At 53.6% G+C, this 26,432-nt stretch carries 25 protein-coding genes; 1 reads left to right on the top strand and 24 read right to left on the bottom strand.

The window, feature by feature from the left end:
* Positions 1 to 92: 92 nt before the first annotated feature.
* The 20 genes from BBD38_RS10930 to BBD38_RS10835 form a co-directional block, all read right to left on the bottom strand.
* Complete coding sequence (locus tag BBD38_RS10930; protein WP_066688142.1) at positions 93 to 866, bottom strand: MBL fold metallo-hydrolase; 774 nt, start codon at positions 864 to 866, stop codon at positions 93 to 95.
* Positions 867 to 1,130: 264 nt separating this feature from the next.
* A complete protein-coding gene (locus BBD38_RS10925; protein ID WP_066688140.1) occupies positions 1,131 to 2,138 on the bottom strand; it encodes a LacI family DNA-binding transcriptional regulator in 1,008 nt (335 codons plus the stop codon).
* 185 nt (positions 2,139 to 2,323) lie between these two features.
* Positions 2,324 to 3,070, bottom strand: coding sequence for an SDR family NAD(P)-dependent oxidoreductase (locus BBD38_RS10920; protein WP_066688138.1), 747 nt, complete (start codon positions 3,068 to 3,070; stop codon positions 2,324 to 2,326).
* A gap of 19 nt (positions 3,071 to 3,089) precedes the next feature.
* Positions 3,090 to 3,884: an SDR family NAD(P)-dependent oxidoreductase gene (locus BBD38_RS10915; RefSeq protein WP_066688137.1), complete on the bottom strand. Its 795-nt coding sequence runs from the start codon at positions 3,882 to 3,884 to the stop codon at positions 3,090 to 3,092.
* A 47-nt stretch (positions 3,885 to 3,931) separates the two neighbouring features.
* Complete coding sequence (locus tag BBD38_RS10910; RefSeq protein WP_066688136.1) at positions 3,932 to 4,909, bottom strand: sugar phosphate isomerase/epimerase family protein; 978 nt, start codon at positions 4,907 to 4,909, stop codon at positions 3,932 to 3,934.
* A gap of 74 nt (positions 4,910 to 4,983) precedes the next feature.
* A complete protein-coding gene (locus tag BBD38_RS10905) occupies positions 4,984 to 6,075 on the bottom strand; it encodes an autoinducer 2 ABC transporter substrate-binding protein (RefSeq protein ID WP_172807822.1) in 1,092 nt (363 codons plus the stop codon).
* Between the two features lie 44 nt (positions 6,076 to 6,119).
* Positions 6,120 to 7,106 carry an ABC transporter permease gene (locus BBD38_RS10900; protein WP_066688134.1) on the bottom strand — a complete coding sequence of 329 codons (987 nt, stop codon included), beginning with the start codon at positions 7,104 to 7,106 and terminating at the stop codon, positions 6,120 to 6,122.
* Positions 7,107 to 7,119: 13 nt separating this feature from the next.
* A complete protein-coding gene (locus BBD38_RS10895; RefSeq protein ID WP_066688132.1) occupies positions 7,120 to 8,127 on the bottom strand; it encodes an ABC transporter permease in 1,008 nt (335 codons plus the stop codon).
* 13 nt (positions 8,128 to 8,140) lie between these two features.
* The gene (locus tag BBD38_RS10890; RefSeq protein WP_066688130.1) at positions 8,141 to 9,616 is read right to left on the bottom strand and encodes a sugar ABC transporter ATP-binding protein; all 1,476 of its coding nucleotides are present in this window, start codon (positions 9,614 to 9,616) and stop codon (positions 8,141 to 8,143) included.
* Positions 9,617 to 10,262: 646 nt separating this feature from the next.
* Positions 10,263 to 11,081, bottom strand: coding sequence for an acetyl-CoA carboxylase carboxyl transferase subunit alpha (gene accA, locus BBD38_RS10885; protein ID WP_066688128.1), 819 nt, complete (start codon positions 11,079 to 11,081; stop codon positions 10,263 to 10,265).
* Positions 11,078 to 11,992, bottom strand: a complete 915-nt coding sequence (gene accD, locus BBD38_RS10880; RefSeq protein WP_082989623.1) for an acetyl-CoA carboxylase, carboxyltransferase subunit beta — start codon at positions 11,990 to 11,992, stop codon at positions 11,078 to 11,080. Before accD ends, accA begins: the two co-directional genes overlap by 4 nt.
* A 3-nt stretch (positions 11,993 to 11,995) precedes the next feature.
* Entirely contained in the window at positions 11,996 to 13,345 is a 1,350-nt protein-coding gene (gene accC, locus BBD38_RS10875; RefSeq protein WP_066688121.1) for an acetyl-CoA carboxylase biotin carboxylase subunit, read from the bottom strand.
* A 106-nt stretch (positions 13,346 to 13,451) separates the two neighbouring features.
* Complete coding sequence (gene fabZ, locus BBD38_RS10870; RefSeq protein ID WP_066688120.1) at positions 13,452 to 13,886, bottom strand: 3-hydroxyacyl-ACP dehydratase FabZ; 435 nt, start codon at positions 13,884 to 13,886, stop codon at positions 13,452 to 13,454.
* Positions 13,887 to 13,932: 46 nt separating this feature from the next.
* A complete protein-coding gene (locus BBD38_RS10865; RefSeq protein WP_066688118.1) occupies positions 13,933 to 14,415 on the bottom strand; it encodes an acetyl-CoA carboxylase biotin carboxyl carrier protein in 483 nt (160 codons plus the stop codon).
* A 24-nt stretch (positions 14,416 to 14,439) separates the two neighbouring features.
* Positions 14,440 to 15,684 (bottom strand): beta-ketoacyl-ACP synthase II, encoded by a 1,245-nt coding sequence (gene fabF, locus BBD38_RS10860; protein WP_066688116.1) that lies wholly within the window; start codon positions 15,682 to 15,684, stop codon positions 14,440 to 14,442.
* Between the two features lie 210 nt (positions 15,685 to 15,894).
* Complete coding sequence (fabG, locus tag BBD38_RS10855; protein ID WP_066688114.1) at positions 15,895 to 16,626, bottom strand: 3-oxoacyl-[acyl-carrier-protein] reductase; 732 nt, start codon at positions 16,624 to 16,626, stop codon at positions 15,895 to 15,897.
* 194 nt (positions 16,627 to 16,820) lie between these two features.
* Positions 16,821 to 17,744 (bottom strand): ACP S-malonyltransferase, encoded by a 924-nt coding sequence (locus BBD38_RS10850; RefSeq protein WP_066688112.1) that lies wholly within the window; start codon positions 17,742 to 17,744, stop codon positions 16,821 to 16,823.
* A gap of 78 nt (positions 17,745 to 17,822) precedes the next feature.
* The gene (locus BBD38_RS10845; protein WP_066523299.1) at positions 17,823 to 18,041 is read right to left on the bottom strand and encodes an acyl carrier protein; all 219 of its coding nucleotides are present in this window, start codon (positions 18,039 to 18,041) and stop codon (positions 17,823 to 17,825) included.
* Positions 18,042 to 18,094: 53 nt separating this feature from the next.
* Complete coding sequence (locus BBD38_RS10840; RefSeq protein WP_066688111.1) at positions 18,095 to 19,045, bottom strand: 3-oxoacyl-ACP synthase III family protein; 951 nt, start codon at positions 19,043 to 19,045, stop codon at positions 18,095 to 18,097.
* A gap of 138 nt (positions 19,046 to 19,183) precedes the next feature.
* The gene (locus BBD38_RS10835; RefSeq protein ID WP_066688110.1) at positions 19,184 to 21,121 is read right to left on the bottom strand and encodes an aconitate hydratase; all 1,938 of its coding nucleotides are present in this window, start codon (positions 21,119 to 21,121) and stop codon (positions 19,184 to 19,186) included.
* Positions 21,122 to 21,269: 148 nt separating this feature from the next.
* Between BBD38_RS10835 and BBD38_RS10830 the strand changes: the two genes are divergently transcribed.
* Positions 21,270 to 21,602, top strand: a complete 333-nt coding sequence (locus BBD38_RS10830) for a hypothetical protein (protein WP_066688109.1) — start codon at positions 21,270 to 21,272, stop codon at positions 21,600 to 21,602.
* Positions 21,603 to 21,681: 79 nt separating this feature from the next.
* On the opposite strand, the gene BBD38_RS10825 is transcribed toward BBD38_RS10830, so the two are convergent.
* From BBD38_RS10825 to tyrS, 4 genes are read right to left on the bottom strand one after another with little or no spacing between them, the layout of a single operon-like run.
* Positions 21,682 to 23,394 carry a DUF7507 domain-containing protein gene (locus BBD38_RS10825; protein ID WP_066688105.1) on the bottom strand — a complete coding sequence of 571 codons (1,713 nt, stop codon included), beginning with the start codon at positions 23,392 to 23,394 and terminating at the stop codon, positions 21,682 to 21,684.
* Positions 23,395 to 23,423: 29 nt separating this feature from the next.
* Complete coding sequence (locus BBD38_RS10820) at positions 23,424 to 24,488, bottom strand: branched-chain amino acid aminotransferase (RefSeq protein WP_066688103.1); 1,065 nt, start codon at positions 24,486 to 24,488, stop codon at positions 23,424 to 23,426.
* A 29-nt stretch (positions 24,489 to 24,517) separates the two neighbouring features.
* Positions 24,518 to 25,168 (bottom strand): YigZ family protein, encoded by a 651-nt coding sequence (locus BBD38_RS10815; RefSeq protein WP_066688101.1) that lies wholly within the window; start codon positions 25,166 to 25,168, stop codon positions 24,518 to 24,520.
* Between the two features lie 3 nt (positions 25,169 to 25,171).
* Positions 25,172 to 26,401, bottom strand: coding sequence for a tyrosine--tRNA ligase (tyrS, locus tag BBD38_RS10810; protein ID WP_066688099.1), 1,230 nt, complete (start codon positions 26,399 to 26,401; stop codon positions 25,172 to 25,174).
* Between the last annotated feature and the right edge of the window lie 31 nt (positions 26,402 to 26,432).

Genomic DNA, 26,432 nt, shown 5'->3' with positions numbered 1-26,432 from the left:
ATAAATATATTCTCATTTATTGCGAGGATTCCGTACTGCAATCAACAGGTAATAAGGAATAAGGAAGCTCCTTTTCTATTCTCTGTTCCCCATTACTTATTACTTGTTTTCACCGGGTATTCAAACACCCCGCCCGGGTCCAGCACCACAGGCTTGGGCGCTTCCTCCCCGTTCTGGTCCCTCATCAGGTTCAAAAGCTGCTCGAATTCGCGTACGTCGCTGTTATCCTTATCCGCATAGTGGCAGGCCACCGCATAGTCGAGGTTCAGCCACTGGCAGGCGAGCGCCGCTTCATACGGCGTCATTTCCCCGGTCAGGAATTCAGGCAGGAAATCAAAGCAGTTTTCAATGGTTACGTTCATCAGGCCGATATGCGGCCTGTGAAGCTCCCCGATCAGTTTCATATCGCTGAACAGTGCCGTATCGCTTGCGTTATATACCCTTGTGCCGTCCGGCAGGTAAATGATGAAGCCAAGCGCAAACCCGTCCATTGCCGTACCGTCCGACAGCCTGACGGAGGAACGGTGCATGCTTACCACCGGTCTTACCCGGATGCCGCATTCTTCCACCGTGAGTCCCCATACGCTGTTGGTGATTTGCTCTTTTGGCACCCCCTGGTCAATGAGCAGGTTCATGGTTTCGCCGCCGCAAATAATTTTGCTGCCGTCGCGTTTTGCAATCTTGGGCGTGTCCTTCATATGGTCGAACGCTCCGTGGCTCACCAGGATCAAATCGATTTTTGGCAGGTCGCCGCTCTTTACCGGGGCTTTCGGGTTATCGTCGAGGTAAGGATCGATTAAAATAGTTACCCCTGTATCCGTTGTGATTAAAAAACTTGCAAATCCTAGAAATTGAAACCGATTCATTTTTTTCCTTCCTTTCCGTCTCCGCCAGTTTAAATTTATCGTTAAACTAAATTTTCATATCAATATGCCGGCGTAATCAGGGTCCGCTTTTGTACACTTTTCAGCACATTTTTGTGCTTTTCACTATTTCATTCTACCGTCCTGTCAGTCTTGAAAAAATGTGTGGTTGAATTTGCGTCATCTAGTTTATCGTTAAATTAAGTGTAAAACTTTCTATCCGGAATGTCAATCAAAAAGTTCAAAATTTTTATTAAAAAACAACAATCAGGTGGATTCCCTTAAGATCAGCTCTGGTTTGAGCATAATATGCGAGCAATTGCCCTGCTTTTCGCCGATCATTTCAATCAGCATCCGCGCCCCTTGTTCCCCTATCCGGTATTTGGGCTGGCGTACCGTGGTCAGCGGTATCCGCAGGTATTTTGCAAATTCAATATCATCGTATGAAGCGAGACGGATATCCTCCGGGATTTTAAGTCCATTTTCTAGGATGCTCTCCATCGTGCCTACGGCAATCATGTCGCAGCCGCAGAATACGGTTTCCACTTTTTCCTTTGAATGCAGCAGCTGCGCCATCTGGGCGTAGCCGCCGTCAAACGTCGGGGCAACATTATAAATAATTTCCGGATCGGGCGCAATCCCGTTTTCCCGCAGGGCCCGGCAGTAACCTTCTTCGCGCTCTCCCGCCGTTACGATATCCTTGGACAGGTTTATGAAGTGGATTCTTTTGCTGCCCGTTTTGATGAGGTAACTGATCATCTGGGTTGTCCCATAAACATTATCGTTTACCACATAGTTCCCGGTTTCGTATTCACACCGGCGTACCAAAAATACATACGGCACGCCAAACGAATCCAGAAATCCCTTGTATTTTTTCGCCGTCAGCGTGGACGCCGCAAGCATAAAGCCGTCGATCCGCTTGTCGATCAGCGTACGGATGGCCTCTTTTTCCTTCTCCTTATTGGAGTGTGCATGGCACAGAATAATATTGTATCCGTTTTCAGAGGCGACTTCCTCGATCCCCTCGATTACCGGGGCGAACAGGGAAAGCGTGGAATCCGCAATTACCAGCCCAAGCGTCTTGGTTTCGTTGGTGCGCAGGCTTTTCGCGATGGAATTCGGCCTGTAATTCCATTCTTCCGCCAGCTGCTTTACTTTTTGAATCGTCTCTTTGCTGATGCTTGGGTCGCCGCGCAACGCTTTGGAAACTGCCATTGCGGAAATATTCAATTGTTCCCCAATTTTCTTAAGTGTGACCGGCTTCTTTGCTGCCAACGTATCTCTCCTGACCGGGCTTTTAATGAACCTGCCCTATTAGTTGAATCATATCATCGAATCCCATTCAAGTCAATAAATGACGATAACAGGGCTCTTTTTACGGCATTCCATAATCTGTTCCTTTTGCCCGTTCCACAGGGTAAGAAAGCCGCCCGGCGCAGGACGGTTTCCCCCTGTCCCGCTTATCCAAAATACATGCCGCCGTTGACGTCCACCACGGCACCCGTCATAAACGCCGCTTCATCCGAGCACAGGAACGCCACAACGGAGGCGATTTCCGCCGTCTTCCCAAACCGGCCGAGCGGGATTTTTTCCGTCAGGCTCCTGATTTCACTTTCGCCCAGCCCGTCAAGTATCCCCGTGTCCGTTGACCCGGGGGCGACCGCGTTTATGTTGATGCCATATTGCGCCAGCCGCGCCGCAAAGCCGCGTGTCAGGCCTATAATTCCCGCCTTCGTCGCCGAGTAGCCCATCCCGTTCGTGAATCCTCCGTTGCGCCCGGCCAGCGAGGAAAGATTCACAATTTTTCCGCTTTTCTTTTCCTTCATGTAGGGCAGGACCTTTTGCGTGGCAAAAAACACGCTTTTCAGGTTTATATCCACGATATTGTCCCACTCTTGTTCGGTAATTTCCTCAATGGGCGTTGCGTGGAATATCCCCGCATTATTGACCAGGATATCCACCGTGCCAAACGAACGGACCGCCGACTGCACCATTTTTTCAATATCCGCAACCGATTTCACATTGACCTGCACCGCTTTTGCCTGCAGGCCTTCCTTCTTGAAAGCCTGCTCCGTTTCCACGGCCATTTCAAGGTTTATATCCGCCAGAACCACATTCGCGCCGTTCCTGGCGAGAATCTCCGCACAGCCGCGCCCAATCCCCTTGGCAGCGCCGGTAACAATAGCTGTCTTGCCTGTAAAATCCATTTTCCGCCTCCGTTTCCGCCTATTCGTGTTTTGCAGCGTCCCACTCGGCGCACGCAAGATATCCCCCGTCTACCGTCAGCGACGTTGCGGTAATTCCGGAGGAATCCTCGCAGGCGAAAAACAGGCACGCCTTGGCGACGTCATCCGGCCACAGCGGCCGGTTGATCGGCACACGGCGCAGGCGGTTCTTATAATGCGCTTCCGGGTCTTTCTCCGTATCCAGGTGCGTATGGAGCATCGGCGTATCCGTAATGCCCGGGCATACGCAGTTGCAGCGGATTCCGAAGCGCGCGTAATCAAGCCCGATTGATTTGGAAAGGTTCAGCACCGCGCCCTTGGACGTGGTGTAAACCGGCGTGCAATCCTGGCCGACAAAGCTTGAAATCGATCCAACGTTGACCACATAGCTCATATCGTGTTCCTTTAAATAGGGAAACGCATATTTGAAAGAAAAAAACATGGATTTTACATTGATTCCCATTACGCGGTCCCATTCCTCGGACGTATAGTCGTGCAGCATTTTAACGTCGACAATTCCGGCATTATTCACGAGGATATCCACCGTTCCATAACGCTTGACCGTTTCTTCTATCGAGGCCTTCACCTCGTTTTCCTTCGATACGTCGCAGCGGAAGAAAAACGCTTCACCCCCGGCATTGCAAATTTCTTTTGCCAGCGCTTCGCCTTCGCGGGGTGTGCGTCCGATCATCGCCACCTTTGCGCCTTCCTCTGCAAACAGCCGCGCGACTCCCGCGCCGATCCCCTTGTTTGCGCCGCTTACCCACGCTACCTTATGTTCCAGTTTTTTCGTCATAGTCCGTTCTCCCCATTGTCATTCTATGTGCAGGCTGCCCCGCAGGATTATTTGAAAATAATGCTGCTGATGAGCTCGATGTTCTTGCTGAAACGGTAATCCTCCATATTCGCCTGCAGCACGTCCTTCTTTTCCACCAGCCTGCTTGCCAGCTCGTAATATTTTTCAATCAGCCCGACGCATGCCTTGAAGGAATCCTCCCTGTTTTCCCGGTTTGCAATGATATCCACCGAGCACCAGCCGTCAAAATCAGTTTGCAGGAGATAATACATAAATTCAAGATTTTCCCAGAAATTAACCGTTCCGAAGATCATGTCCGGGTCCGCATTTTTATAATTATCATTCAAATGCACCTGGAACAGCTTATTATGCCGGTCCATGACGACGCAGGCTTCCGCCGGATTTTCCGCCGCGGCAAAGGAATGCCCCACGTCAAGCGCCAGCCCCACGTTATCCCTGCCGATGTCGTTTACCAGCATCATCGCCTTGCCCGTGCTGTTGACCAGCATTTTCTGGCGCGGGTCCTGCGGTTTCGGTTCGATGGCGAGCTTCATATCGCCCGCATATTCCGCGATTTCGATAAAATTGTCCACCATGCGGTCCCAGGTCGCACGGTAATCCACCGAGAACGGATAGTCCATTCCGTCATGCGCGGGCCAAAGCAATACGCTGTGCACCCCGAGGGCCTTCGCAAAATCAATCCCGTCCTTGCACAGCTTCATATTCTCCTTTTGTATATCCTTTTGCGAGGTGGAGTACGCCCCATGCCGAAACATCCTGTCCCCAAAATTATCGATCAGCACCAGCGAGGGCACCAATCCATATTCCGCCAGGAATTTTTTGTTCTTTTCCGGGTCTTCCGGAAGAAGCGCCGGTTTCCATGTATTCATAAATCCCTTTACCGGGGTGGAAGCGATCGTTTCAAACGCTTTTTTGACGTCTACATCATCATAATACCCGTCCGGCACGTAACGCTCGCTGAACGTTCCGAAACAAAACAAATGGCAATCCAGGTTAAATTTCATATTCTTCAGGCTCCTTTGCTGATTTCAGGCAATGGGTATCTCCCGGGCAAATGCCCGGGAGATACCGCTCCATCTTAGAAATTATAGTCGTTTACATTGTCCTTCGTGAATTTGAGCGGCGGCGCATAGGTTACGTCCGAACCCTCAACCGTCACCTTTTCCCCCGTATTCGGGATTTCCATTTGATCGGTGATTTCTTTTCCGAGAGCCTTCTGCCACGCAAGGTAAACCGTTGCGTTCATGAAGCCCGTCGGGTCGTACAGGTAGCCGCTGTCCAGCGAACCATCTTCCAGGAAGGGCTTTGCGTCGTTCGGGCAAACCGTCCCGACAACCGCAATTTTATCCTGCAGCCCTTTTTCCTGAACCGCCTGCGCCGCGCCGATGGGCGCCGGCGTGCTGATTCCCACGATTCCCTTCAGGTCCGGATACGCCTGGATCAGCTCCTGCGCCTTCGTGTAAGCCTGCTGCTGTTTCTCATCGCAGGGAACCGGGTCCGTCACCAGCTTGAGGTTCGGATATTTTTCTTCCGCATACGTCGTTCCCGCCGCAATCCATGTGTTCAGGTTCTCTGCGGAAAGGCCGCCCGTAATAATCGCATATTCTCCTTCTTCTCCCATAGCTTCCGCAAGGCCGTCCCAAATCGCCTTGCCGAATTCCTCATCGTTCAGCTGCCTGCAAGACAGGTCCGCGATGCCTTCTTCCGCATAGGAGTCCCAGTCTACCACGGTTACGCCCTGCTCTTTTGCCTTTTTCAGAACCGGTGTAAACGCCGCCGGGTCGTTCGGCGCCACTACTACGCAGTCAATCCCTTTGTTGAGGTAGTCTTCCAGGATTTTGACCTGTTCTACCGCGTCCGCCGTAGTCGGGCCGGTATAGATCACGTTGATGCCATAATCTTCCATCGCTTTTACAGCGCCTGCCTCGAATGCGTCAAAAATCGGTATGCCGATCATTTTAGGAAGAACAAGTGCGGTAAATTCGCCGTCCTCCGCCGCATCGCCCGCCGGCTCCGGCGAGTCCGCCGTTGATGCTTCCGACGACTCTTCCGCTGCCGGGGCCGATGCCTCGGCGCTTTCGGATGAATTTGCCGCCGGTGTTCCGCAGCCTGTAAATACAAGCGCCACAGCCAGAACCACCATCAATACTGCCAACAATCTTTTCTTCATTTTTACCTCCTCGTTTCTTTGCCCTTTTATTATGGTTTTACCCATTAAGCAAGATTTCTCTTTTTCGAGAAATTTAATTTACCGGATTCCTTGAGCGAGTTTGCGGCAAGGACCGCAATCAGCACCGCTCCAACACAGATATCGGTGAACAGCTTGTTGATCCCCAGCAGGTTGAAGCCGGTTGTAATCATCTGGATGACCAGAATGGCAATCACCGTTCCCGCTACCTTTCCATAGCCTCCGCTGATGCTTGTGCCGCCAAGCACAACCGCAGATACCGTCTGCAGCAGGTAGGACGCGCCGTAATCCACCTTCGTCGAATTATACCGGGAGATCATTATCAGCGCCGCCAGGCCGCACATCAGCCCCGATAAAACGTATACCCTGAACAACACCGCCGTATTATTGATGCCGGAATAACGCGTGACCTTCGGGTTGCTGCCCAGCATATACACTTTTTCGCCCCACGGGGTTTTTTCCAGCAGCAGGAACAGGATCACCGCCATAATGATGAACAGCAGCAGCGGGATGGGAATCCCGAGGATGCTTCCGGAACCGACCTGGAAAAATGTTTCCGGGAAACCGGATATCGCCCCGCCCTCCGTCAGGTTCAGGCTGATTCCTTCAAACAGGGTCATGGTTCCAATCGTAACGAGCATTGGCGGCACATTCAGGCATGCGATAATCGCGCCGTTGAGGGCGCCCATCAGGCACGCGCTGCCCACGCAGACCACGATTCCAAGGGTGATTGCCGTCGTTTCGTCAAGCGCCGGATTGGAGAGCACCATCGCGCCAAGGATTCCTGCCAAAGCGGCTGTGGATACCAACGACATATTGATTCCGCCCGTCAGGATCGCCACCATCATGCCAAGGGCAAGCAACCCGAACTCAGGAAACTGGAATGCAAATGTCTGCAGGATATTTCCGCTGAACAACGCGCCGCCGGACGCTACCCCGAACAGGATAATGATCGCGGCCAAAACCCCCAGTAATACGTAAACCTCACTCGACTTTGCCTTTATCTTTTTCATTTCCTGCTCCTCCTCAATCCTTGATGTCGACTTTGACCATCCTGCGTTCCTTCATGGTCTGTTGCACGACATCAATCGAAACAGCGATCAAAATAATCAGTCCGACTGCAATTTTCTGATAGAACGTCGGGATATGCATCAATACCATACCGTTGTTGATTACGCCCATAAAAATCACGCCGATCGTCGTCCCAAGCACCGTGCCGTAGCCCCCGAGCACGTTCGCCCCACCGACAACAACCGCGGCGATGACCTGCATTTCAAACCCTTTGAACGCAAGCGGGTCCACAATCCTTACGATGCCCGTATGCACAACAGCCGCGAGGCCGGCCATAATTCCGGTATAAACATATGCGAATGTCAGCACCCGTTTGGGGCGGTAGCCCACCCGCTCCGCCGATTCCACATTTCCGCCGACCGCATAAATTCCGCGGCCGACGAGCGTATGGCGCAGCACAAACCACGTGAGGACAATCGCGCCGATCCAGAAGAGCCAGATCACCGGGAAGCCATAAAAGCCTCCTTCCGCCATTTCAACCTTGAATAAATACTGCTGGCCCAGCCCGGAGATATAGTCCGGCAGTTCCCGGATATATTTCCCGTTTGTCACCAGCAGCACCAGGCCGTTGATGATGCTCATCGTGCCCAGCGTCGCAACGATCGCAGGCAGTTTCAGGTGGGCTACCAAAATTCCATTTGCCAGCCCGAACGCGGCGCCTGTCGCGCATGCAACCAGAATCAGTATGAACAGGTTCCCGCCCACCTTCGTCGAAAATTCGCCGATCACAACGGTTACAATGGTAATTACCCATCCGATTGACACATCGATCCCGCCCGTAATAATAACGAGCAGCATGCCGAGCGCGGCGATCCCCATGACAATATTGGTGGTCAATATGTTCATGATGTTGGCCGGGCTGAGGAATGCGTTGTTCCCGATTGTAATGATTATCATCACAATAATGAATATTGTGATAATTCCCGCTTCTTTTTTCTTAAATAAGTTACGCACTCTTTCCATGCTTCTTCCCCCACTATAGAACCGCTTTATTGAGTATTTCTTCCTGTGTCGCCCCTTCGCCCATTTCCGCGACAATTCTTCCGTTTTTCATAATCAGAATCCTGTCGCAAATGGAAATGACCTCCGGGAGCTCGGAGCTGACTACAATAATGCTCATTCCTCCGTCCGACAATTCCCGAAGCAGACGGTGGATTTCCTCTTTCGCACCGATGTCAATCCCCGCTGTCGGTTCATCTACAATCAAAACCTCGGGATCGGTCGCCAGCCATTTTGCAATGACCACGCGCTGCTGGTTTCCCCCGGAGAGTTTTCCCACCGGCATATCGGGAAGAACCGGTTTAATGGATAATTTCTCCATCCAGTTCGCGGCCGATTTGCTCCGCGCCGTATCGCTCAGGAATACCCCCTTTTTCAGTTTTTCCAAAATCGCTACGTTCAAATTCCGCTTGATGCTCTGCGTCTGGACCAGGCCTTCCGTCAGGCGGTTTTCAGGCACATAACCGAATTTATGCTTGATTGCATCGACAGGCGAATGGATTGTTATTTTTTTTCCGTGCAAGTAAATCGCGCCGGAATCGGGTTTGTTGAGGCCAAAAATTGCCTGCACCATTTCTGTCCGCCCCGCGCCGACGAGACCGGTCACGCCAAGAATTTCCCCTTTATTCAGTTCAAAGCTGATATCTTTGAAATTTGCCTTTTTGCAGAGGTTTTCCACCCGTAGGACGGGTTCATTCATTTTTCGTTTCCCATAGGTTTCATAGGTCACTTTGCGGCCTACCATCAACTCGATCAGTTCATCGATCGTAATATTATCCTTTGACGCCGTTTTGATATACTGCCCGTCCCGCAGTACGGTGATCTGGTCGCCAATCTCGAAAATTTCTTCCATTTTATGGCTGACAAAAATAATCGTAACGCCGTCCGCTTTCAGTTCGCGTACAATCTCAAACAGCTGTTCCACTTCTCCCTGTGACAAGCAGGAGGTCGGCTCGTCCATGATCAGCACCTTTACGTCGTAGACCAGTGCGCGTGCAATGGCCACAAGCTGCTTTTTTGCAACGGAAATATTGGCTACCAGTTCGTCCGGGTCCGCCTCAAGGCGAACCTTTTTCATGGCCTGCTCCGCCTTTTTGCGCATTCCCTTCCAATCCACAACCTTTTTCTGCCGGGTCACCTGTAATCCAAGCGCAATATTTTCCACCACGCTCAGGTTGTCAAACAGGGAAAAATCCTGATAAATTGCGACGATTCCAAGGTTCAGTGCATCCACCGGGGAACCGATTTCCGCCTTTTTGTTGTCAATCCATATTTCACTTCCCGGGTCCGCGCTGTTTACACCGGTCAAAATTTTGATTAAGGTCGATTTCCCGGCGCCGTTTTCGCCAATCAGGACATGGACTTCCTGCTTTTCTACCGCGAAGCTGATATCACCCAGCGCTTTTACCCCTGGGAACGATTTTGATACGTTCCTGAATTCTAAAACACTCATTTTTCCCTCCTCTTATTACTTAAAACAGCTTTAGTTTATCGTTATACTTAATTTGCTATTAAATACGCCTCGATTCATTCAAAATTATTCTCTTATTTCCTGTCTGGGGATTCCTGCTTTAGTACAGCTTGATTGGACTATTGGCACAGCTGCCGATTTTCCGAAGTAGTGAGGATAATATATGATACCGGTTTTCCGGCCTCCTTTTCTTGTTTTCCGCATTAAAAAGGGTATTTTCCGGCCTTGCACGCCTACTTTGCCTTCCGCGCACAGGCTTTGGCCTCACAGATATTTTTTATCATAGAATTACAGGTTTGTTGTTTTTATTTAACTACGTTCTGTTTGAGTTGTATCTTGTATTTGTTCTAAGTTTAACGTTAAATTTAATTCTTGTCAATACGTTTTTTCAAAATTTTCATTTTTTTTTGTAATATTGAAAATTTTTTATCGCTGCCCCGTCTGTTCCGATTCTGTTTTGTCCTTGTAATTCAAACATTCCGCGGATTGCATTCTGGTTGCGGCCGGGCAAATTTTCCATCCCATAGGGTGCCAATGATTTCTTTTAACAGGCGTTTGCCGTCCGCTATCGTTTCTTTAAACAAAAAAACAGGAAGGAAACCTTCCCGTTTTTTAATTTCGTTACTTTTTACTTTTCGACGACCGCATCCTGACCAAAAGACCGCAGCTTCGCATACCGCTTTTCGAGCAAGCCTTCAAGGGGCTCGGCCATCAGTTCTTTAATGCTCTGCGCAAGGTATTTTTTAATTTCCCTGGCAAACGCGCCGCCGTCGCCCGCCTGGGCGCCGCCCTCCGGCTCGGGGAGCACATCGTCTATGAGGCCCATATCCTTGATTTCCGCTGCCGTCATACGCATCAGCTCCGCTGCTTCCGCCGCACGCGAGGAATCCTTCCACAGGATGCTGGAGAAGCCCTCCGGCGACAGGATGGAATACAGCGCATTTTCGAGCATCACGCGCTTATCCGCTACGGCAAGGGCAATGGCCCCGCCGCTTCCGCCTTCCCCGATGAAAAGGCTGAGCACAGGAGTTTTAAGCCTTGAAAGCTCCATAAGGTTCCGCGCAATGGATTCCGCTACGCCGCGTTCCTCCGCGCCAATCCCGCAGAACGCGCCCTGCGTATCCACAATGCAGATGACCGGGCGGTGGAATTTCTCCGCCTGGCGCATAAGGCGCAGTGATTTGCGGTATCCCTCCGGATTGGAACAGCCGAAATTACGGTTGACCTTATCGCGAAGGTCCACCCCTTTTTCCTGTCCAATCACCGTAACCGGAATCCCTTCCAGAAAACCGACCCCGCCGATGACCGCCGCATCGTCCGCGAACAGCTTATCGCCGTGCATTTCCAGAAAATCCTTAAAGATATTGCTGATGATATATTGAGAGGTGATCCGCTTGGGATCGCGCGCTATCTGTACAATGTCCCATGCCGAACGTTTTTCACTCATTTCGCGCTCCCTCCTTTATGCAATTTCAAAAGCTTCGTAAGCGTATCCTTCAGCTCGCCGCGCGGAACAATCATGTCTACAAAACCCTTTTCGAGCTGGAATTCCGCCGTCTGGAACGTGGGGGGTAGCGTCTGCTTCACCGTTTGCTCAATCACGCGCCGCCCCGCAAACCCAATGGTTGCGCTTGGTTCCGCAATCGTTACGTCACCCAGCATCGCAAAGCTCGCGGTCACGCCGCCCGTGGTTGGGTCTGTAATAACCGCAATATACGGCAAGCCCGCTTCGTCAAGCTTGGCGAGCGCCGCGCTTGTTTTGCTCATTTGCATGAGCGATATGAGGCCTTCCTGCATACGCGCACCGCCCGAAACGGTAAACGCAACAAACGGCAGTCTCTCATTCACGGCCTGCTCGATGGCAAGGGTAATTTTTTCACCAACCGCCGCGCCCATGGAGCCCATCATGAAAAAGCCATCCATAACCGCGATTACGGCGGGTTCGCCGCCGATCCGGCATTTTCCGGTAATGACCGCTTCCTTTTCGTTGGTATAGCCGCGTATTTTGCGTATTTTGCTGTCGTACCCCGGAAAATCGAGCGGGTTTGTCCCGATCAGGTTTTCATTGCTTTCCTCGAATGTCCCGTCGTCTGCCGTATACATAATCCGCTGCCGTGCGGATAAGCGAAAATGATGGCTGCAGTTCGTGCATACGTTGAGGTTGGCGATAAGATCGTCCGTATAGATGACGCTGCCGCACTCCGGGCATTTTTCCCACATACCCTCGACTTGCTCTTCATCATGCGCGGTCAGCGGTTCCGGATTTTTTTCCGGCTCCTCGGCAGGCATCTGTGTCTGCTGGTTGGTTCGGTATACGCGCAGGGTAATATCCTTGCGCTTCTTAGAAAATAAACCCATTTGTTACTTTTCCTCCATGATGCGCCCGACAAGGCCCGTATCAAGCCTTCCTTCCATCACGTCTTCGTTATTCAGCAGGTCAAGCTGGAAATCCGCATTGGTTTCCACTCCATCCACAACAAGCTCTGTGAGGGCGGCACGCATTTTTGCCATGGCCCGCGCACGCGTAGGCGCGTGGACGATAAGCTTTCCTATCATACTATCATAAGTCGGGGGAATTTTATACCCCGTATACATCGCCGTATCGAAACGCACCCCCGGCCCGCCGGGAAGATGCAGCGCTTCAATGGTGCCGATGGACGGCATGAAGTTTTTCATCGGGTCTTCCGCGTTGATGCGGCACTCGATCGCGTGCCCCATAAGCGGGATATCCTCCTGCGCGTAGGAAAGCTTGCTTCCGTTTGCAATCAGGATTTGTTCGCGGACAATATCGATTCCCGTAATCATCTCGGTGACCGGATGCTCGACCTGTACGCGCGCATTCAGTTCCATGAAATAATAATTTCCGGACGCTTCGTCGTATAAAAATTCGATGGTGCCCGCGTTTTTATAACCGGACGCCTTGGCCGCACGCACGGCCGCTTCGCCGATTTCGGCACGCTTTTCCGGGCCGAACGCCACGCTGGGCGCTTCCTCCATGACCTTCTGGTTCCTTCTTTGCAGGGAACACTCGCGTTCATAGAGATAAACCGCCCCGCCGTAATTATCGCACAGAATCTGCACCTCGATATGGCGCGCGTCCATAATGCATTTTTCCATATACAGCGTACCGTCGCCGAACGCCCCCAGCGCCTCCTTATAAGCCGCATTGAACGCTTCCTCAATGTCTTCTTCGCGGTCTACCTTGCGGATACCACGCCCGCCGCCGCCGTTTGCGGCCTTAATCATCACGGGATAACCGACCTTTTTTGCGATTGTCTTTGCGTCCTTCGCGTTTTTGAGCGCTTCAAGGGAGCCCGGTATAATAGGCACCTCGGCCTCGGTCATAATCCGCCGCGCCATCAGCTTATCGCCCATTTTCTCCATCGCTTCCGCATCCGGACCGATAAACGTGACGTTGCTCTTATTGCACATACGGACGAACTTCGAGTTTTCGGACAGGAAGCCATAACCCGGATGAATCGCGTCCGCACCGGAAATGCTGGCGGCGGACAAAATGTTGTACGCGCTCAGATAGCTGTCCTTTGGCGCCGGCGGCCCGATGCACAATGCTTCATCCGCAAGCTGCGTATGGAGCGCGTTTGCGTCCGCTGTAGAATATACCGCAACGGTTTCTATCCCCATCTCGCGGCACGCACGTATGATACGCACGGCGATCTCGCCGCGATTAGCAATTAAAACCTTGTTTATCATCGAAAATCTCCTCTGCATATGAAGTAATAGAGAATAAGGAACAGGTAATAATCAAGGAGCCGCTTCGCGGCGATCAACTTATTACTAATTACTTATTCCCTGCCTTCTAATCCTGCTTTACAAGCACAAACAATATTTCTCCCTCGCACACGGTTTTCCCATCCACCGTCGCTTTGACCTTGCCTTTGCCGCCCATGGACGACAGGCGCAGGATTTCCGTTTCGAGCATAAGGTCGTCGCCCGGCTTTACCATGCCGCGGTAGCGCACGCCGTCGATCCCGCCGAATACGGCAAGGCGGCCCTTATATTTTTCATCCTGCAAAATCGCAACCGCGCCTGCCTGCGCGAGCGCTTCCGTAATCAGCACCCCCGGAAGGATGGGGTTGCCGGGAAAGTGCCCTTTGAAGCAAAACAGGTCTTCCCGGATGTGCCACACCGCCCTGGTGCGCTTCGCCACTTCGCATTCGAGCACCTCGTCCAAAAACAGGAACGGGTCGCGGTGGGGAATAATTTGTTTGATTTCTTCCTGACTTAAAACCATAGAAACTCCTTTTTTGACAAGAAAAACAACTGTACTATCAGGACTATTACACGTAATTATACAGCAGCTGTCCGTATTCTACGCTGTCGCCCTCTTCGCAGGCAACCCATGTGATCTCGCCGTCTTCGGGCATGGTGATTTCATTCATCAGCTTCATGGCTTCCACCATGCATACGACGTCGCCCTTTTTGAGCTTGTCGCCGATTTTCACTGCCTTGCCCTCGGAAAGGTTATGGAACACCCCTACGAGCGGCGAAGTAATTTCCTTGCCTTTGCTTGCCGCCGGGGCCGGTTCCTCCGCCGCTGCGGGCGCGGCCTCCGCCGGAGCTGCAGCTTCCGCCGGGGCCGGAGCCACGGGTGCGGAGCCGATCTGCGCGGAAATCTGCGGGGGCGCCGTTACGTAAACCGTTCGCTGCTCACCCGTTCCGCGTTCCATTTTTACGGCAAAATCGCCGTCATTCAGTTCAAACTTATTGAGGCCCGTCTTATCTACGGCCTTCAGCAATTCCAGTATCGATTTTAAATCCACTGTTCCTGTCTCCTATCTAAACTTTTATTCCGCTTTTTTGAACACAAGCACCGCATTGTGTCCGCCAAAGCCAAGGGAATCGGAAATTGCAGCCTGAATATCCGCTTTCCTGCCTACATTCGGCGTATAATCGAGGTCACATTCCGGATCGGGCACCTTATAGTTGATTGTCGGCGGGATAAAGCCCTCTTCAATCGCCTTGACGGTATATACCGCTTCAATGCCGCCGATTGCCCCGAGGGCGTGCCCTGTCATGGATTTCGTGGAGGAAACCGCTACTTTATACGCTTCCTCCCCGAACACGCTCTTGATTGACATGGTTTCCGTTTTATCGTTGAGCTCCGTCGACGTTCCGTGCGCATTGATATAGGAAATTTCCGACGGCTTGAGGTGCGCCTCGTCGAGCGCAAACTGCATTGCCTTCGCGAGCGCCGCGCCGGTTGGCTCGGGCGCCGTCATGTGGTACGCGTCGCTCGTTGCGCCATAGCCGCTGATTTCGGCATAAATATGCGCGTCGCGCCTTTTCGCCGCTTCATATTCCTCGAGCACGATGACGCCCGCGCCCTCCGCAATGACAAAGCCGCTGCGCTCCGCATCAAAGGGAATGGAGGCCCGGTCAAGCTCTTCCGTCGTTGTGACCGCATGCAGGCCAAGGAAGCCCGAGATGGCAAGCATCTTGATGGGGGACTCCGAACCGCCCGCAACCATCGCGTCCATATACCCGTCGCGGATCAGCCGGTATGCGTCGCCGATGGAGTGCGTGCCGGAAGCGCACGCCGTCGTAATCGTCGTGTTATAGCCGTGCAGTTTATGCTTGATGGCAAGCTGCCCGGACGCCATATTGCCGATCATCATGGGGATAAGGAGCGGATTGACGCGTTTGAAGCCCTTTTCGTTAAGCTTGGTCACTTCCTTTTCCATCGTGTCAAGGCCGCCGATCCCACTGCCGACCAGCACCCCGAAACGGTAAGGATCGTAAGGAATTTCCTTTCCGATCTCAAAGCCCGCATCCGCCATGGCCTGGTCGCCCGCGATCACGCCAAACTGCGCGTACTCGTCGAGACGGCGCGCTTCTTTCTTCTCCAGATGGTCGAGCACGTCAAGGTTCTTGAGCTCGCCCGCAAAATGAACGGGCAGGCCTTCCGCGCCCGCCTTGGTCAACGGCCCGATGCCGTTTACCCCGTTCTTTGTATTTTCCCATGCCTCCGCTACCGAATTCCCGTTCGGGGAAAGGATTCCGAGGCCCGTTACAACTACCCGTCTTGCCATAAAAGGTTCCCTTTCAAGTCGATTGTTTCCCAGTGGATTATATTGCCCCTTTCGTCTCAAAGAAGCATCCTGCCTGCTTATACCGAGCGTATTCGGGGCGGATGCAGATTGGCGATGCAGCAAGCGAGACGCGGAGGCGCACATAAACGTGCGCCGCACAAGGCGAGTCGCCGCTAAGCGCCGATATGCGCCGCAGCCGAATGCGCGGAATTACATGTACATGCCGCCGTTCACGGATAACACATGCCCCGTGATATACCCCGACTGATCGCTCGCAAGGAACGCCACCGCATCCGCGATATCGTTTACCGTACCGCCGCGCCGCAGCGGGATGCTGCCGAGGATTTCATTGCGGGCCTTTTCCGGCATCGCGTCTGTCATCGGCGTTTCCACAAAGCCGGGGGCAACCGCGTTGACCGTAATGTTGCGCGAGCCGATTTCCTTTGCGAGGGATTTTGTGAAGCCGATCATCCCCGCCTTGGAAGCGGAGTAGTTCGTCTGCCCGCCCTGGCCGCAAAGCCCGACCACCGAAGCCATATTGATAATCCTGCCGTGCTTTTGCTTCATCATATAGGGCACCGCATGACGGCAGCAGTTGAATACGCTTTTGAGGTTGACGTTTATGACCGCGTCAAAATCCTCTTCCTTCATGCGGGCAAGAAGCCCGTCGCGCGTGATTCCCGCGTTATTGACAAGTACGTCGATGGTTCCGAACGTCTCGACCGTTTTTTTCATCATCGCTTCGACTTCGCTGAATTTGCTTACGTCGGCTTTGACCGCAACGGCTTTTACACCTTTTTTTTCGATTTCGGCAACCGTACCCGCGTAATCTTCTTCCTCAAACAGGTAGTTGACTACGATGTCGTAGCCTTCTTCCGCAAGGCGCAGGGCAAGCTCCCTGCCGATGCCGCGCGAAGCGCCCGTAACGAGTGCTGTGCTCATGTCTCTATCCTCCCTTTCCATAACGCACCTTATGGTGCTTCGGGACGGAGGCTGCGCCCCCTTCCCGACGATCCCCTGCTATAGGTTATTTCATTTCGCGTTCCCGCTCATGAAATGGATTAATTCCTGACGACACCCTTTAAAAAAGGATGATTTTTCAGTAATTCTATTTTTTCGTTCCGTAAACGGTTAGGTCATTTCAACGCGTCCACTGTTTTTTCGTAAGATTCAAAATCATTAATATTATAAACCGCGGCTTCTTTGCCGATGCGCGATACAAAGCCCGCAAGGGTTTTGCCCGGCCCGACCTCTACAAAGGTATCCGCGCCCGCCTCAAGCATAAGACGGACAGATTGCTCGAACAGCACCGGATTTGCGGTTTGTTCGGCCATCGTGGTTTTCATACCGGCGGGATCGTAGGGCCTGCCCGTCCGGTTCGCATACAGCGTAAACTGCGGGGCGGCAAAATCCGCGTCTTTGATCTCTTCGTAAATATTCTGTGCCGCCTGCCGCATATGCGGCGAATGGAACGCCCCGTTTACCGGGAGCTTCCTGCATTTGATTTTATTCTCTTTACAATAGGCCATCATGGCTTCGATCCGGTCCGTATCGCCCGCGACGACCGTCTGGCCCGGGCAATTATAGTTTACGGGGAGAAGCACGCCGTCGATCCGCAGCTGCGCCGCAAGCGCTTCCACTTCATCCGCGGTTTTCCCAAGCACAGCCGCCATAGCGCCGCTATGCTCTTCCGCCGCTTCCTGCATCCACTCCGCACGCAGGAGGACCAGCCTCAGCGCGTCTTCAAACGAAAGCACGCCCGCCGCGGCAACCGCCGCGTATTCCCCGAGGGAAAAACCCGCGCCCATATCCGGCTTTACGCCCGCGGCGGCAAGCGCCGCCCATGCGGCAAAATCCACCGTGAATACGGCAGGCTGGGTGTTGATGGTTTGGTTGAGCTCATCCTGATCGCCCGTAAAACACAGCTCCGCAATGCCGGGGCAGACCGCCTCGGCCCGGTCAAAAACATCCCGCGCCGCGCTTACGTTATCGTACAGGCTTTTACCCATTCCGGTCTTTTGCGCTCCCTGCCCCGCAAAGAGCACCGCTAATTTACCCAAAATTCCGTTCCTCCAAAAGATAGCAGACAGACGCAAAATCAAATTTTGCGTCCGCCTCCTCATCCGTTTATCTCATTCTTATTTGTTGTCCTCGATGTATTTTACAAGGTCCGCGACGCTTTTCAGGTTCTCCGCATCCTCAACGGAAACGTCGAATTCTTCTTCGATGTCCATCACGATTTCCACCATGTCGAGGGAATCAATTTTGAGGCTCTCGAACGTGGAATCCATTGTGATTTCGTCTGCGTCGATGTCCATTTTGTCGCTGATAATTTCGGCAATTTTTTCGTAGATCATTTCATTTTCCTCCATAAGAAAACAATTTATTTTTATGTTACGCTTTCGCGCTGTTACCATTCATAGACCGCGCACCCGGAAGAGAGCCCCCCTCCGAAGCCCGCGATGACGAGCTTATCGCCCTTCTTCAGCATTCCCTTTTGATTCATCTGGTCGAGCGCAATCGGAATACTGGCCGCCGATGTGTTGGACGTATCGTCTATATTGGAATAGAACTTATCCATCGGCATACCGAGCCGTTGGGCGATCGTTTTTGTAATGCGGTAATTTGACTGGTGCATCAGGAACCAATCGATTTCCTCCGGCTGTTTGCCGGTTTTTTCGAGCGCCACGCGGATGACACGTTCCGCTTCGCGCGTTGCAAAGACGTATACCTCGCGGCCCTTGAGCCCCGCATAGGAAGGCTGCACCACCCCGTCTTTGAGCGTATTCATGCCGTTAATCGTGATAAGGCCGTCCGTATCCGGCTTGGAGTATACCTCGAAATATTCCATGTTGTCGCCGTATTCAATAACGACTGCGCCCGCGCCGTCCCCAAAAAGGATACAGCTTGCGCGGTCGTCCATGTTCATAAAACGGGACAGCGTTTCGCTTCCGCACACGAGGAACGGTTTCCCGCCCGGACGGAGAAGGCCTTCCGCCGCTTTCAGGGCAAACAGGAAGCCCGTGCACGCGGAATTGACGTCGAAACAGATTGCCTCGGGAATTCCAAGCTCGCGCTGGATTTGGCTGGCAACGGACGGAACGCCCATTTCGTTCGTGACGGACGCGACGATAATGCCGCCGAGGTCGTCCTTTGTGATTCCCGCCTCTTTCATCGCGATGTTTGCCGCAATAACGCACATGTCCTTGTTCCACATGCCGTTTTCAACATAATGCCGACGCTTGATGCCCGTGCGCTTGGTGATCCACTCGTCCGACGTATCTATGATTTTTTCAAAGTCTTCATTGGTCATCACTTTTTCGGGCAGATAGCTGCCCGTACCCATGATGTGTATACTCATAACTCCTCCAGATATTCTATGCTGCCTGACCCTGATGCAATATAGTAAGCAAAATTAAGACAGTATAATGATATTCTAATCTCAAGTAAATGTCAATAAAAAGGAAGGGAGCGCAGAGCGCCCCTTCCTTCGCCCCTTTTATGACTGGCTGGCATTTTTCGTATAATTGAGGAGGCCGCCCGCAAGCAGCATGTCACGCAGGCGCGGGGAAGCGTCGAGCACCACCTCAAAGCTCAGGCCCTTGGTTTCGTCCTCCACATTGAAGCGTTCTTTTCCTTCCACGCTGTCGCGCACATCCGTAAGCTTCAGCACGTCGCCCTTGTCGATCCGGTCGTAATCCGCTTCATTGGCAAATGTCAGCGGAAGAATGCCGTTGTTGATGAGGTTGGCCATATGGATACGCGCAAAACTCTTGGCGATGACCGCCTTGACCCCAAGGTACAGCGGCGCAAGCGCGGCATGTTCGCGCGAGGAACCCTGCCCATAATTCTGGCCTGCGACGAGGATCGATTTCCCGGCCTCTTTTGCACGCGCGGGGAACGTTTCGTCTACCGGCGCGAGGCAGTAATCCGCGAGATACGGAATGTTGGAGCGGTAGGGAAGCAGCTTCGCGTTGGAAGGCATAATATGGTCTGTGGTGATGTTGTCTTCCATCTTGAGCAGCACCTCCGCCTCAATTTCATCCGCGAGGGGCTCGTGCTTCGGGAACGGCTTGATGTTGGGCCCGCGAATGACCTCTACCTCCGCGGCGCACTCTGCGGGCGGGATAATCATATTGTCGTTCACTTCAAATTTCGCGGGCATTTCCACATCCAGGATGGACAGGTCCGCAAGCTTGCGCGCGTCGGAAAGATAACCGTTAATTGCCGTAACCGCCGCAGTTTCGGGGCTGACGAGGTATACGCTTGCGCTCTTCGTCCCGCTGCGCCCAAAGAAATTACGGTTGAAGGTGCGCACGGACACCGCGTCCGTCGCCGGGGACTGGCCCATGCCGATGCACGGCCCGCACGCGCATTCAAGGATACGCGCGCCCGCGTCGATCATGTCGGCAAGCGCTCCGTTTTTCGCAAGCATATTCATGACCTGCTTGGAGCCGGGTGAAATTGTGAGGCTGGTATGCGGGTTCACCGTTTTGCCTTTCAGGATAGCCGCCACGCGCATCAGGTCGCGGTAGGAAGCGTTGGTGCAGCTTCCGATGCACACCTGGTCCACTTTGATTTTCCCGATTTCATCGATGGTCTTTACGTTGTCGGGGCTGTGCGGCATGGCCGCCATCGGCGTAAGCGCCGACAGGTCGATTACGATATGTTCGTCGTATTCCGCGTCCGCATCCGCCGCAAGGGGGATGAAATCCGCTTCACGGCCCTGTGCCGCGAGGAATTCCTCCGTCACCTCGTCGCTCGGGAAAATGGAGGTGGTCGCGCCGAGCTCCGCGCCCATATTGGTGATGGTTGCGCGCTCCGGAACGGAAAGGGTTTTGACCCCTTCGCCGGTATATTCGATGATTTTGCCTACGCCGCCCTTTACGCTCATGACGCGCAGCACTTCAAGGATCACGTCCTTTGCCGATACGCCGGGCTGAAGTTCGCCCTTGAGTTCCACATTAACGAATTTCGGGCAATTCAGGTAGTAGGCGCCGCCGCCCATGGCGACCGCAACGTCGAGGCCGCCCGCGCCGATGGCGATCATCCCGATGCCGCCGCCCGTCGGCGTGTGGCTGTCTGAGCCAAGCAGCGTCGCCCCCGGCACGCCGAAGCGTTCCAGGTTGACCTGGTGGCAAATGCCGTTTCCGGGACGGGACGCGTAAATGCCGTGCTTCTTCGCCACGCTCATGATATAATTGTGGTCGTCCGCGTTCTCAAAGCCGCTTTGCAGGGTGTTGTGGTCGATATACGCGACCGAGCGTTTCGTCTTCACCCGGTCGATGCCCATTGCTTCAAACTGCAGGTAGGCCATCGTGCCCGTGGAATCCTGCGTAAGCGTGTAGTCGATGCGGATGGAAATTTCGTTTCCGGGAACCATTTCCCCCGAAACGAGATGGTTTTTCAAAATCTTATATGCCAGTGGTTTTCCCATTCTCCTGATCCTCCATACTGAATACTTAATGATATGGTGTTTATTTTATACGTTTGGCGCAGTTTTTTCAAGTGCCGCGCCTTTCTTTTTGCCGCCCGATCCGATATAATGGAAGGGCGCCGTTTGCACCGGCAGGCACCCGGGCCGTTTGGAAGGCAAGGGACAGGGGCTTCGCCGGGACGGCACGAAAGACGGGAAAGGACGGGACAATATGCTGACATTATGGGGAAAGCTCTATAAAAACGGTAAAACAATCAAGGCGGATACATTTTCAAGCGATAAGCACGATATGTCCGCGGCTATCCTTGAATGCATCGAGCATTTCGCCAAGGAATTTGATATCGAGGTGCCGATGTGGCACACCAACCACACCAAACAATTGGGCCTGTTCCGCAAGGCAACCTTCAGGCCGGATGATTTTGTGGACCAGTTCCCGTACGATAAGTTTGAAATACAAATCCTCGATTCCGACGGTAAATAGCATGCCGCCCTGCGGCCCCGGCCGAAGGATTACCGATACAAAAAAGACGCACCGCGCCGGGTGCGTCTTTTTCTATCGTTTAGAACTTATTCCTGTCGCTGTAGCCCTTGCCGCCCTTTTTCGGCGCCGGGGGCTTTTGCTGTCTCTGCCGCGGAGCCTGCCGACGCGGCTCGATTTCTTCACGCGGCATCTGGCTGCGCGGGCGCTGCTGGCTCACCTGCGGCGGACGCTGCTGGCGCCCTGCGCCCTGCCCGGCCGGACGGTTCCCGCCGCCCTGCCGCGGATGCTGCTGCGGCTCCGTGCCGCCGTCCCTGCGTTTGCCAAACGCGGTATAGCCCGCTTTCTTGTTTTTATGGATAAATACGCCGAGCGCGATTGCAACCGCCGCAATGGCGATGATTACGACCAGGAGCAGGATCAGCATGGTGCTCATGCCGCCAAAGGACTGTTTCACCGTGACCGTGGCGGGCTGCTGCGTCTGTGATTCAAGGCGGGTGCCGTCGGGCAGCTCGCCGGAGATCGTAAATACGAAGCTGGTCGTCTGGTCGACCTGGACCGGCTGCGTGATATCCTGTTCCGCCCCCGTCATCGAGGGAATCGACGCGATCTCGCCGAGCGTCGCTTCCGTTATGACAACGTTCTTAAGTTCCTGCCCGGTGTTGTTCTTTACCTTAAACGTGAAATCCACGGGGCCGGCTTTGCTGACCTCGGGAATGAACGCAACGTCCATCGTGAGGGCATTGCTGAGGTCTGCGGAGTCCACCGTGATGCTAACCGGGTCGGAGGCCGCCCTGACGCTGTTTCCGTCCGCGTCTTCCGCGGTTGCGGTGAACACAAAGCTTGCCGTTTCCTGTACGGTAACCTCCGCCGTTCCTTTCGCCGCGCTGCCCGCGTTGAGCTGCGTGCCCGTGAAGGTGACCTTATTGCCGTTTGCATCGGTTACTTTCAGGTTCTTAAGGTCCTGCGACCCGTGGTTGCGCACCGTAACCTCGAAGGAAACCTTGTCGCCCGCCTTCACCTGCGTATTGTTTGCCGTCGCGACGACCTCGAGCGAATCCGCCGCGGGAGTCGCGCTTGCCTGCGCTTCCCCGCCAACCGTGACGGAGACCGTCCCCGCCTTAGCGGTTTCCTCATCGCCGTTTGCCGTATAACTGAATACGGGTTTCACGTCGACGCTTTCACTGAGCGCGGTTTCCCACGTCATGATTTTGGTTTCGCCCGGCGCGAGGGAGAATGTTTTCCCGAGCTGGTCCCCGCCGGAGAGGGGCGGCGCTTTGAGCGACGCATCCTCGAGCGTCACATTGCCTTCGTTTTTTAACTTGAAGGTAAACTTTACTGTTTCACCTTTTTCGATTGCATCCTTGGTAACGCTCGCCGTCGCGGTCGCCGCAACGGTCGATTCTTTTTTCGAGATTGTGAGCGTTTTTGTGTTCACCGTCTGGCTGTCTCCATTCGCGTCCGTAAAGGTCGCCGAAAAGGCCAGCTCCGTATCCAGCATATCCTCGGACACATTCCACTCGCTGTCGGAACGCGTCTTTGAATCCCCGGCCGGAATGCTCCCGATATTTTCGGAATCGTCCCCCGGGAAAACGACCGTAACATCGTTGATTTCGGAATCCGTGTCGTTTTGCACCGTCACCTTGACGGATACTGTCCCCGCCCCTGTGAGGGAGCTGGGGCTGACGCTGGCCGTAATCTTTACGCTGCCTTCCGCAAGCGCCGTGGCGCTCATGGAAATGCACAGGGTAACCGCTACGATGGCGGCGAGTAGAATCGATACTATTTTCTTCAAACCAAATTACCTCCAAAATGAACGGGGATTTAGATTTTTTCCGTCCACCCGAACTTGTCTTCGATTTCCCCATACTGGATGCCGGTCAGGATGTCGTAAAACTCGAGGGCGAGTTTTCCCATCTTTCCACCGGAAACCGTGACTGTTTCTTCCCCGTATACAAATTCCCCGACGGGGCTTACCACCGCCGCCGTTCCCGTGCCGAACGCTTCGCTCATCGCGCCGGATTTCGCCGTTTCGATCACTTCGTCGATCGAAATCCTGCGTTCTTCCACGGTGATGCCCATATCGCGCGCGATGGCAATTACGCTCGAGCGCGTGATCCCGGGCAGGATACTTCCGTCGAGATCGGGTGTTACCAGTTTGCCGTCGATCACAAACATCATGTTCATGGAACCGACTTCTTCCACATATTTACGTTCCTCCGCGTCCAGCCACAGCACCTGGTCGCAGCCTTTTTCGTGCGCTTCCACCCCCGCAATGAGGCTGGCCGCATAATTGCCCGCCGTTTTGGCAAAGCCCATGCCGCCCCTGGCAGCGCGTACATACTCCTTTTCAATTAAAATCCTGACCGGCGCGAGGCCGTGCGCGTAATAAGCGCCAACCGGGCCTGTCATGATATAAAACACATATTCCTTTGCGGCTGAAACGCCGATAAACGGGTCCATGCCCATATAATTCGGGCGGATATACAGGGAGGTTCCCTTTTCATGCGGAACCCAGTCCTGCTCGATTTTTACAAGCTCGCGCAGCGCCTGATGTGCAAAATCTTCGTCGATCTGCGGCATTGCAAGACGCCTGGCCGAATTATTCAGCCGACGGAAATTATCCTTCGCACGGAAAAGCGCGATATCGCCGTTTACCTGGCGGTATGCTTTCAGGCCCTCGAATACCTCCTGCCCGTAATGGAAAACGGTCGCGGCGGGCGACACCTTGAAATCCTCGTATTTTTTGATTTCCGCATCATGCCAGCCCTGCCCCTCGGTGTACTTCATAAGAAACATATAATCCGAAAAAATCGTCCCAAAACCAAGCTTGCTTTCGTCCTCAGGTTTTTTCTTCAGCTCGCTTGTCTCTAAAAATTTGATTTCCATACCCAAATTCCCCAATCGTATTAAGATATTTATTCCGTCGGCTGCTGCTGTGTAACCGGTTCCGTTAAACAGCATTCGCCGTCTTTTTCGTATACGTCCGCGCCGAGAAACGCTTCCGTGATTTTTTTTGCCACAGCGGGATAATCCGACTGCCGGAACACCGCGCACGCCTCGACTTTTTCGCCGAAATCCGCTTCCACCTTCGCGCCGTATTCCGCAGCGACGCTTTGCAGCTTTCCGTAATCCGCATAATCGATCCGGAACCGCAATGATACCGCCGGGATATGCATTTCCCGCTTTGCCGTGCGAAGCGCCGCCGATACCGCCCCGCCGTAGGCGCGCACAAGGCCGCCCGCCCCGAGCAGCGTCCCGCCGAAATACCGCGTGACTACCGCAAGGATGTTGGTGAGGCCGCTTTTCCGCAGCACCTCCAGCATGGGTACGCCCGCCGTGCCCTGCGGCTCCCCGTCGTCCGAGCTTTTCTCGAAATTCCGGGCCGGGCCGAGGATCATGGCAAAGCAATTATGCCGCGCGTTATAATGCTCTTTCCTGACCGCTCCGAGGACTTCGGCCGCCTGCCGCTCCGTCTCTACGGGAACAAGCCTGCACAAAAACCTCGATTTTTTGATTACAAGCTCGCTTGCGGCTTCCCCGGAGAGGCAAACATACGGTTTTTCCATAATTTACCCACGAATCAGGACCCTGTGGAACACCTTTTTGCCTTTTTTAATCATCGCTTCGCCGTCCGCAAAGTCCGCCTCCGTCAGTTCCCTGAATTCATCCGTGACCTTTTCCCCGTTGAGGAGCACGCCGCCCTGCGTAATCAGGCGCCGTCCTTCGCCGCGCGATTTCGTGAGCCCGCAAACGGCCATTACGTCGATGAGCTGCGGTTTTTCTTTCCACTGCGCTTCCGTCAGCTCCGTCGTGGGGATGCTGCCCCCTTCGCCGCCGCCTGAAAACAGCGCTTCCGCCGCCTTCTGCGCTTCATGCGCGGCCTTGTCGCCGTGCACCTGTTTTGTTATCTCAAACGCAAGTATCTTTTTTGCATCGTTGATCTCATTGTCTTTGAGGGCCGAAAGGCGCTCTACCTCGTCCATCGGCAGGAAGGTGAGCAGGGACAGGCACGTCCGCACGTCCGCATCCGCAACGTTCCTCCAATACTGGTAAAAATCGTAGGGGGAAGTCTTTTCCGGATCGAGCCATACGGCGCCCGACTCCGTCTTTCCCATCTTTTTGCCGTCGCTCTTCAGGAGCAGGGTGATCGTGAGGCCGTACGCCTCCTTCCGCTCTTTCCGGCGGATGAGGTCCGCCCCCGCGAGGATATTCGACCATTGGTCGTCCCCGCCCATCTCGAGCGTGCAGCCGTATTTCCGGTTTAAGACCAGAAAGTCGTACGCCTGCATCAGCATATAGTTGAACTCAAAGAATGTGAGGCCTTTTTCAAGGCGCTGTTTATAGCATTCCGCCGTCAGCATCCTGTTTACGGAGAAGCAGGTGCCGATTTCCCGCAGGAATTCCACATAATTGAGGTCTAAAAGCCAGTCTGCATTATCCACCATGATGGCTTTTCCCTCGGAAACGTCGAGGAAGCTGCCGATTTGCTTTTTAAATATCTCCGCATTGTGCGCGATCACCTCGCGGGTCATCATCTTACGCATATCGGATTTTCCGCTCGGGTCGCCGATCATCGTTGTTCCACCGCCCACGAGAATGATCGGCGTATGGCCTGCGCGCTGCATATGCGCCATAGCCATCAGCTGTACAAAATGGCCGACGTGGAGGCTGTCCGCCGTCGCGTCAAAGCCGACATAAAACTTCACTTTATCCCGGCCGAGCATTTCCTTCAGGCCTTCGTGGGTCGTCTGCTTGACAAAGCCTCTTTCCTGTAATGTATCAAAAACGTTTTCTGCCATCGATTCAAAAACTCCTCTGCTTGATCCGTTC

Source organism: Christensenella intestinihominis, from assembly GCF_001678845.1.
Classification (GTDB): domain Bacteria; phylum Bacillota; class Clostridia; order Christensenellales; family Christensenellaceae; genus Christensenella; species Christensenella intestinihominis.
The sequence above is the reverse complement of the archived record's forward strand: the minus strand, read 5'-3'. Positions and strand labels throughout refer to the sequence as shown.

What these genes read in the sequence shown, in the direction of transcription:
- BBD38_RS10820 (WP_066688103.1), bottom strand. Translation starts at nt 24,488, where the DNA reads ATGGAAATCAAATTTTTAGAGACAAGCGAGCTGAAGAAAAAACCTGAG.
- BBD38_RS10900 (WP_066688134.1), bottom strand. Translation starts at nt 7,106, where the DNA reads ATGAAAAAGATAAAGGCAAAGTCGAGTGAGGTTTACGTATTACTGGGG.
- BBD38_RS10915 (WP_066688137.1), bottom strand. Translation starts at nt 3,884, where the DNA reads ATGACGAAAAAACTGGAACATAAGGTAGCGTGGGTAAGCGGCGCAAAC.
- BBD38_RS10910 (WP_066688136.1), bottom strand. Translation starts at nt 4,909, where the DNA reads ATGAAATTTAACCTGGATTGCCATTTGTTTTGTTTCGGAACGTTCAGC.
- accD (WP_082989623.1), bottom strand. Translation starts at nt 11,992, where the DNA reads ATGGGTTTATTTTCTAAGAAGCGCAAGGATATTACCCTGCGCGTATAC.
- BBD38_RS10920 (WP_066688138.1), bottom strand. Translation starts at nt 3,070, where the DNA reads ATGGATTTTACAGGCAAGACAGCTATTGTTACCGGCGCTGCCAAGGGG.
- BBD38_RS10930 (WP_066688142.1), bottom strand. Translation starts at nt 866, where the DNA reads ATGAATCGGTTTCAATTTCTAGGATTTGCAAGTTTTTTAATCACAACG.
- BBD38_RS10840 (WP_066688111.1), bottom strand. Translation starts at nt 19,045, where the DNA reads ATGAGTATACACATCATGGGTACGGGCAGCTATCTGCCCGAAAAAGTG.
- BBD38_RS10815 (WP_066688101.1), bottom strand. Translation starts at nt 25,168, where the DNA reads ATGGAAAAACCGTATGTTTGCCTCTCCGGGGAAGCCGCAAGCGAGCTT.
- accC (WP_066688121.1), bottom strand. Translation starts at nt 13,345, where the DNA reads ATGATAAACAAGGTTTTAATTGCTAATCGCGGCGAGATCGCCGTGCGT.
- accA (WP_066688128.1), bottom strand. Translation starts at nt 11,081, where the DNA reads ATGAGTGAAAAACGTTCGGCATGGGACATTGTACAGATAGCGCGCGAT.
- fabG (WP_066688114.1), bottom strand. Translation starts at nt 16,626, where the DNA reads ATGAGCACAGCACTCGTTACGGGCGCTTCGCGCGGCATCGGCAGGGAG.
- BBD38_RS10890 (WP_066688130.1), bottom strand. Translation starts at nt 9,616, where the DNA reads ATGAGTGTTTTAGAATTCAGGAACGTATCAAAATCGTTCCCAGGGGTA.
- BBD38_RS10905 (WP_172807822.1), bottom strand. Translation starts at nt 6,075, where the DNA reads ATGAAGAAAAGATTGTTGGCAGTATTGATGGTGGTTCTGGCTGTGGCG.
- BBD38_RS10835 (WP_066688110.1), bottom strand. Translation starts at nt 21,121, where the DNA reads ATGGGAAAACCACTGGCATATAAGATTTTGAAAAACCATCTCGTTTCG.
- fabZ (WP_066688120.1), bottom strand. Translation starts at nt 13,886, where the DNA reads ATGGTTTTAAGTCAGGAAGAAATCAAACAAATTATTCCCCACCGCGAC.
- BBD38_RS10895 (WP_066688132.1), bottom strand. Translation starts at nt 8,127, where the DNA reads ATGGAAAGAGTGCGTAACTTATTTAAGAAAAAAGAAGCGGGAATTATC.
- tyrS (WP_066688099.1), bottom strand. Translation starts at nt 26,401, where the DNA reads ATGGCAGAAAACGTTTTTGATACATTACAGGAAAGAGGCTTTGTCAAG.
- BBD38_RS10845 (WP_066523299.1), bottom strand. Translation starts at nt 18,041, where the DNA reads ATGATCTACGAAAAAATTGCCGAAATTATCAGCGACAAAATGGACATC.
- fabF (WP_066688116.1), bottom strand. Translation starts at nt 15,684, where the DNA reads ATGGCAAGACGGGTAGTTGTAACGGGCCTCGGAATCCTTTCCCCGAAC.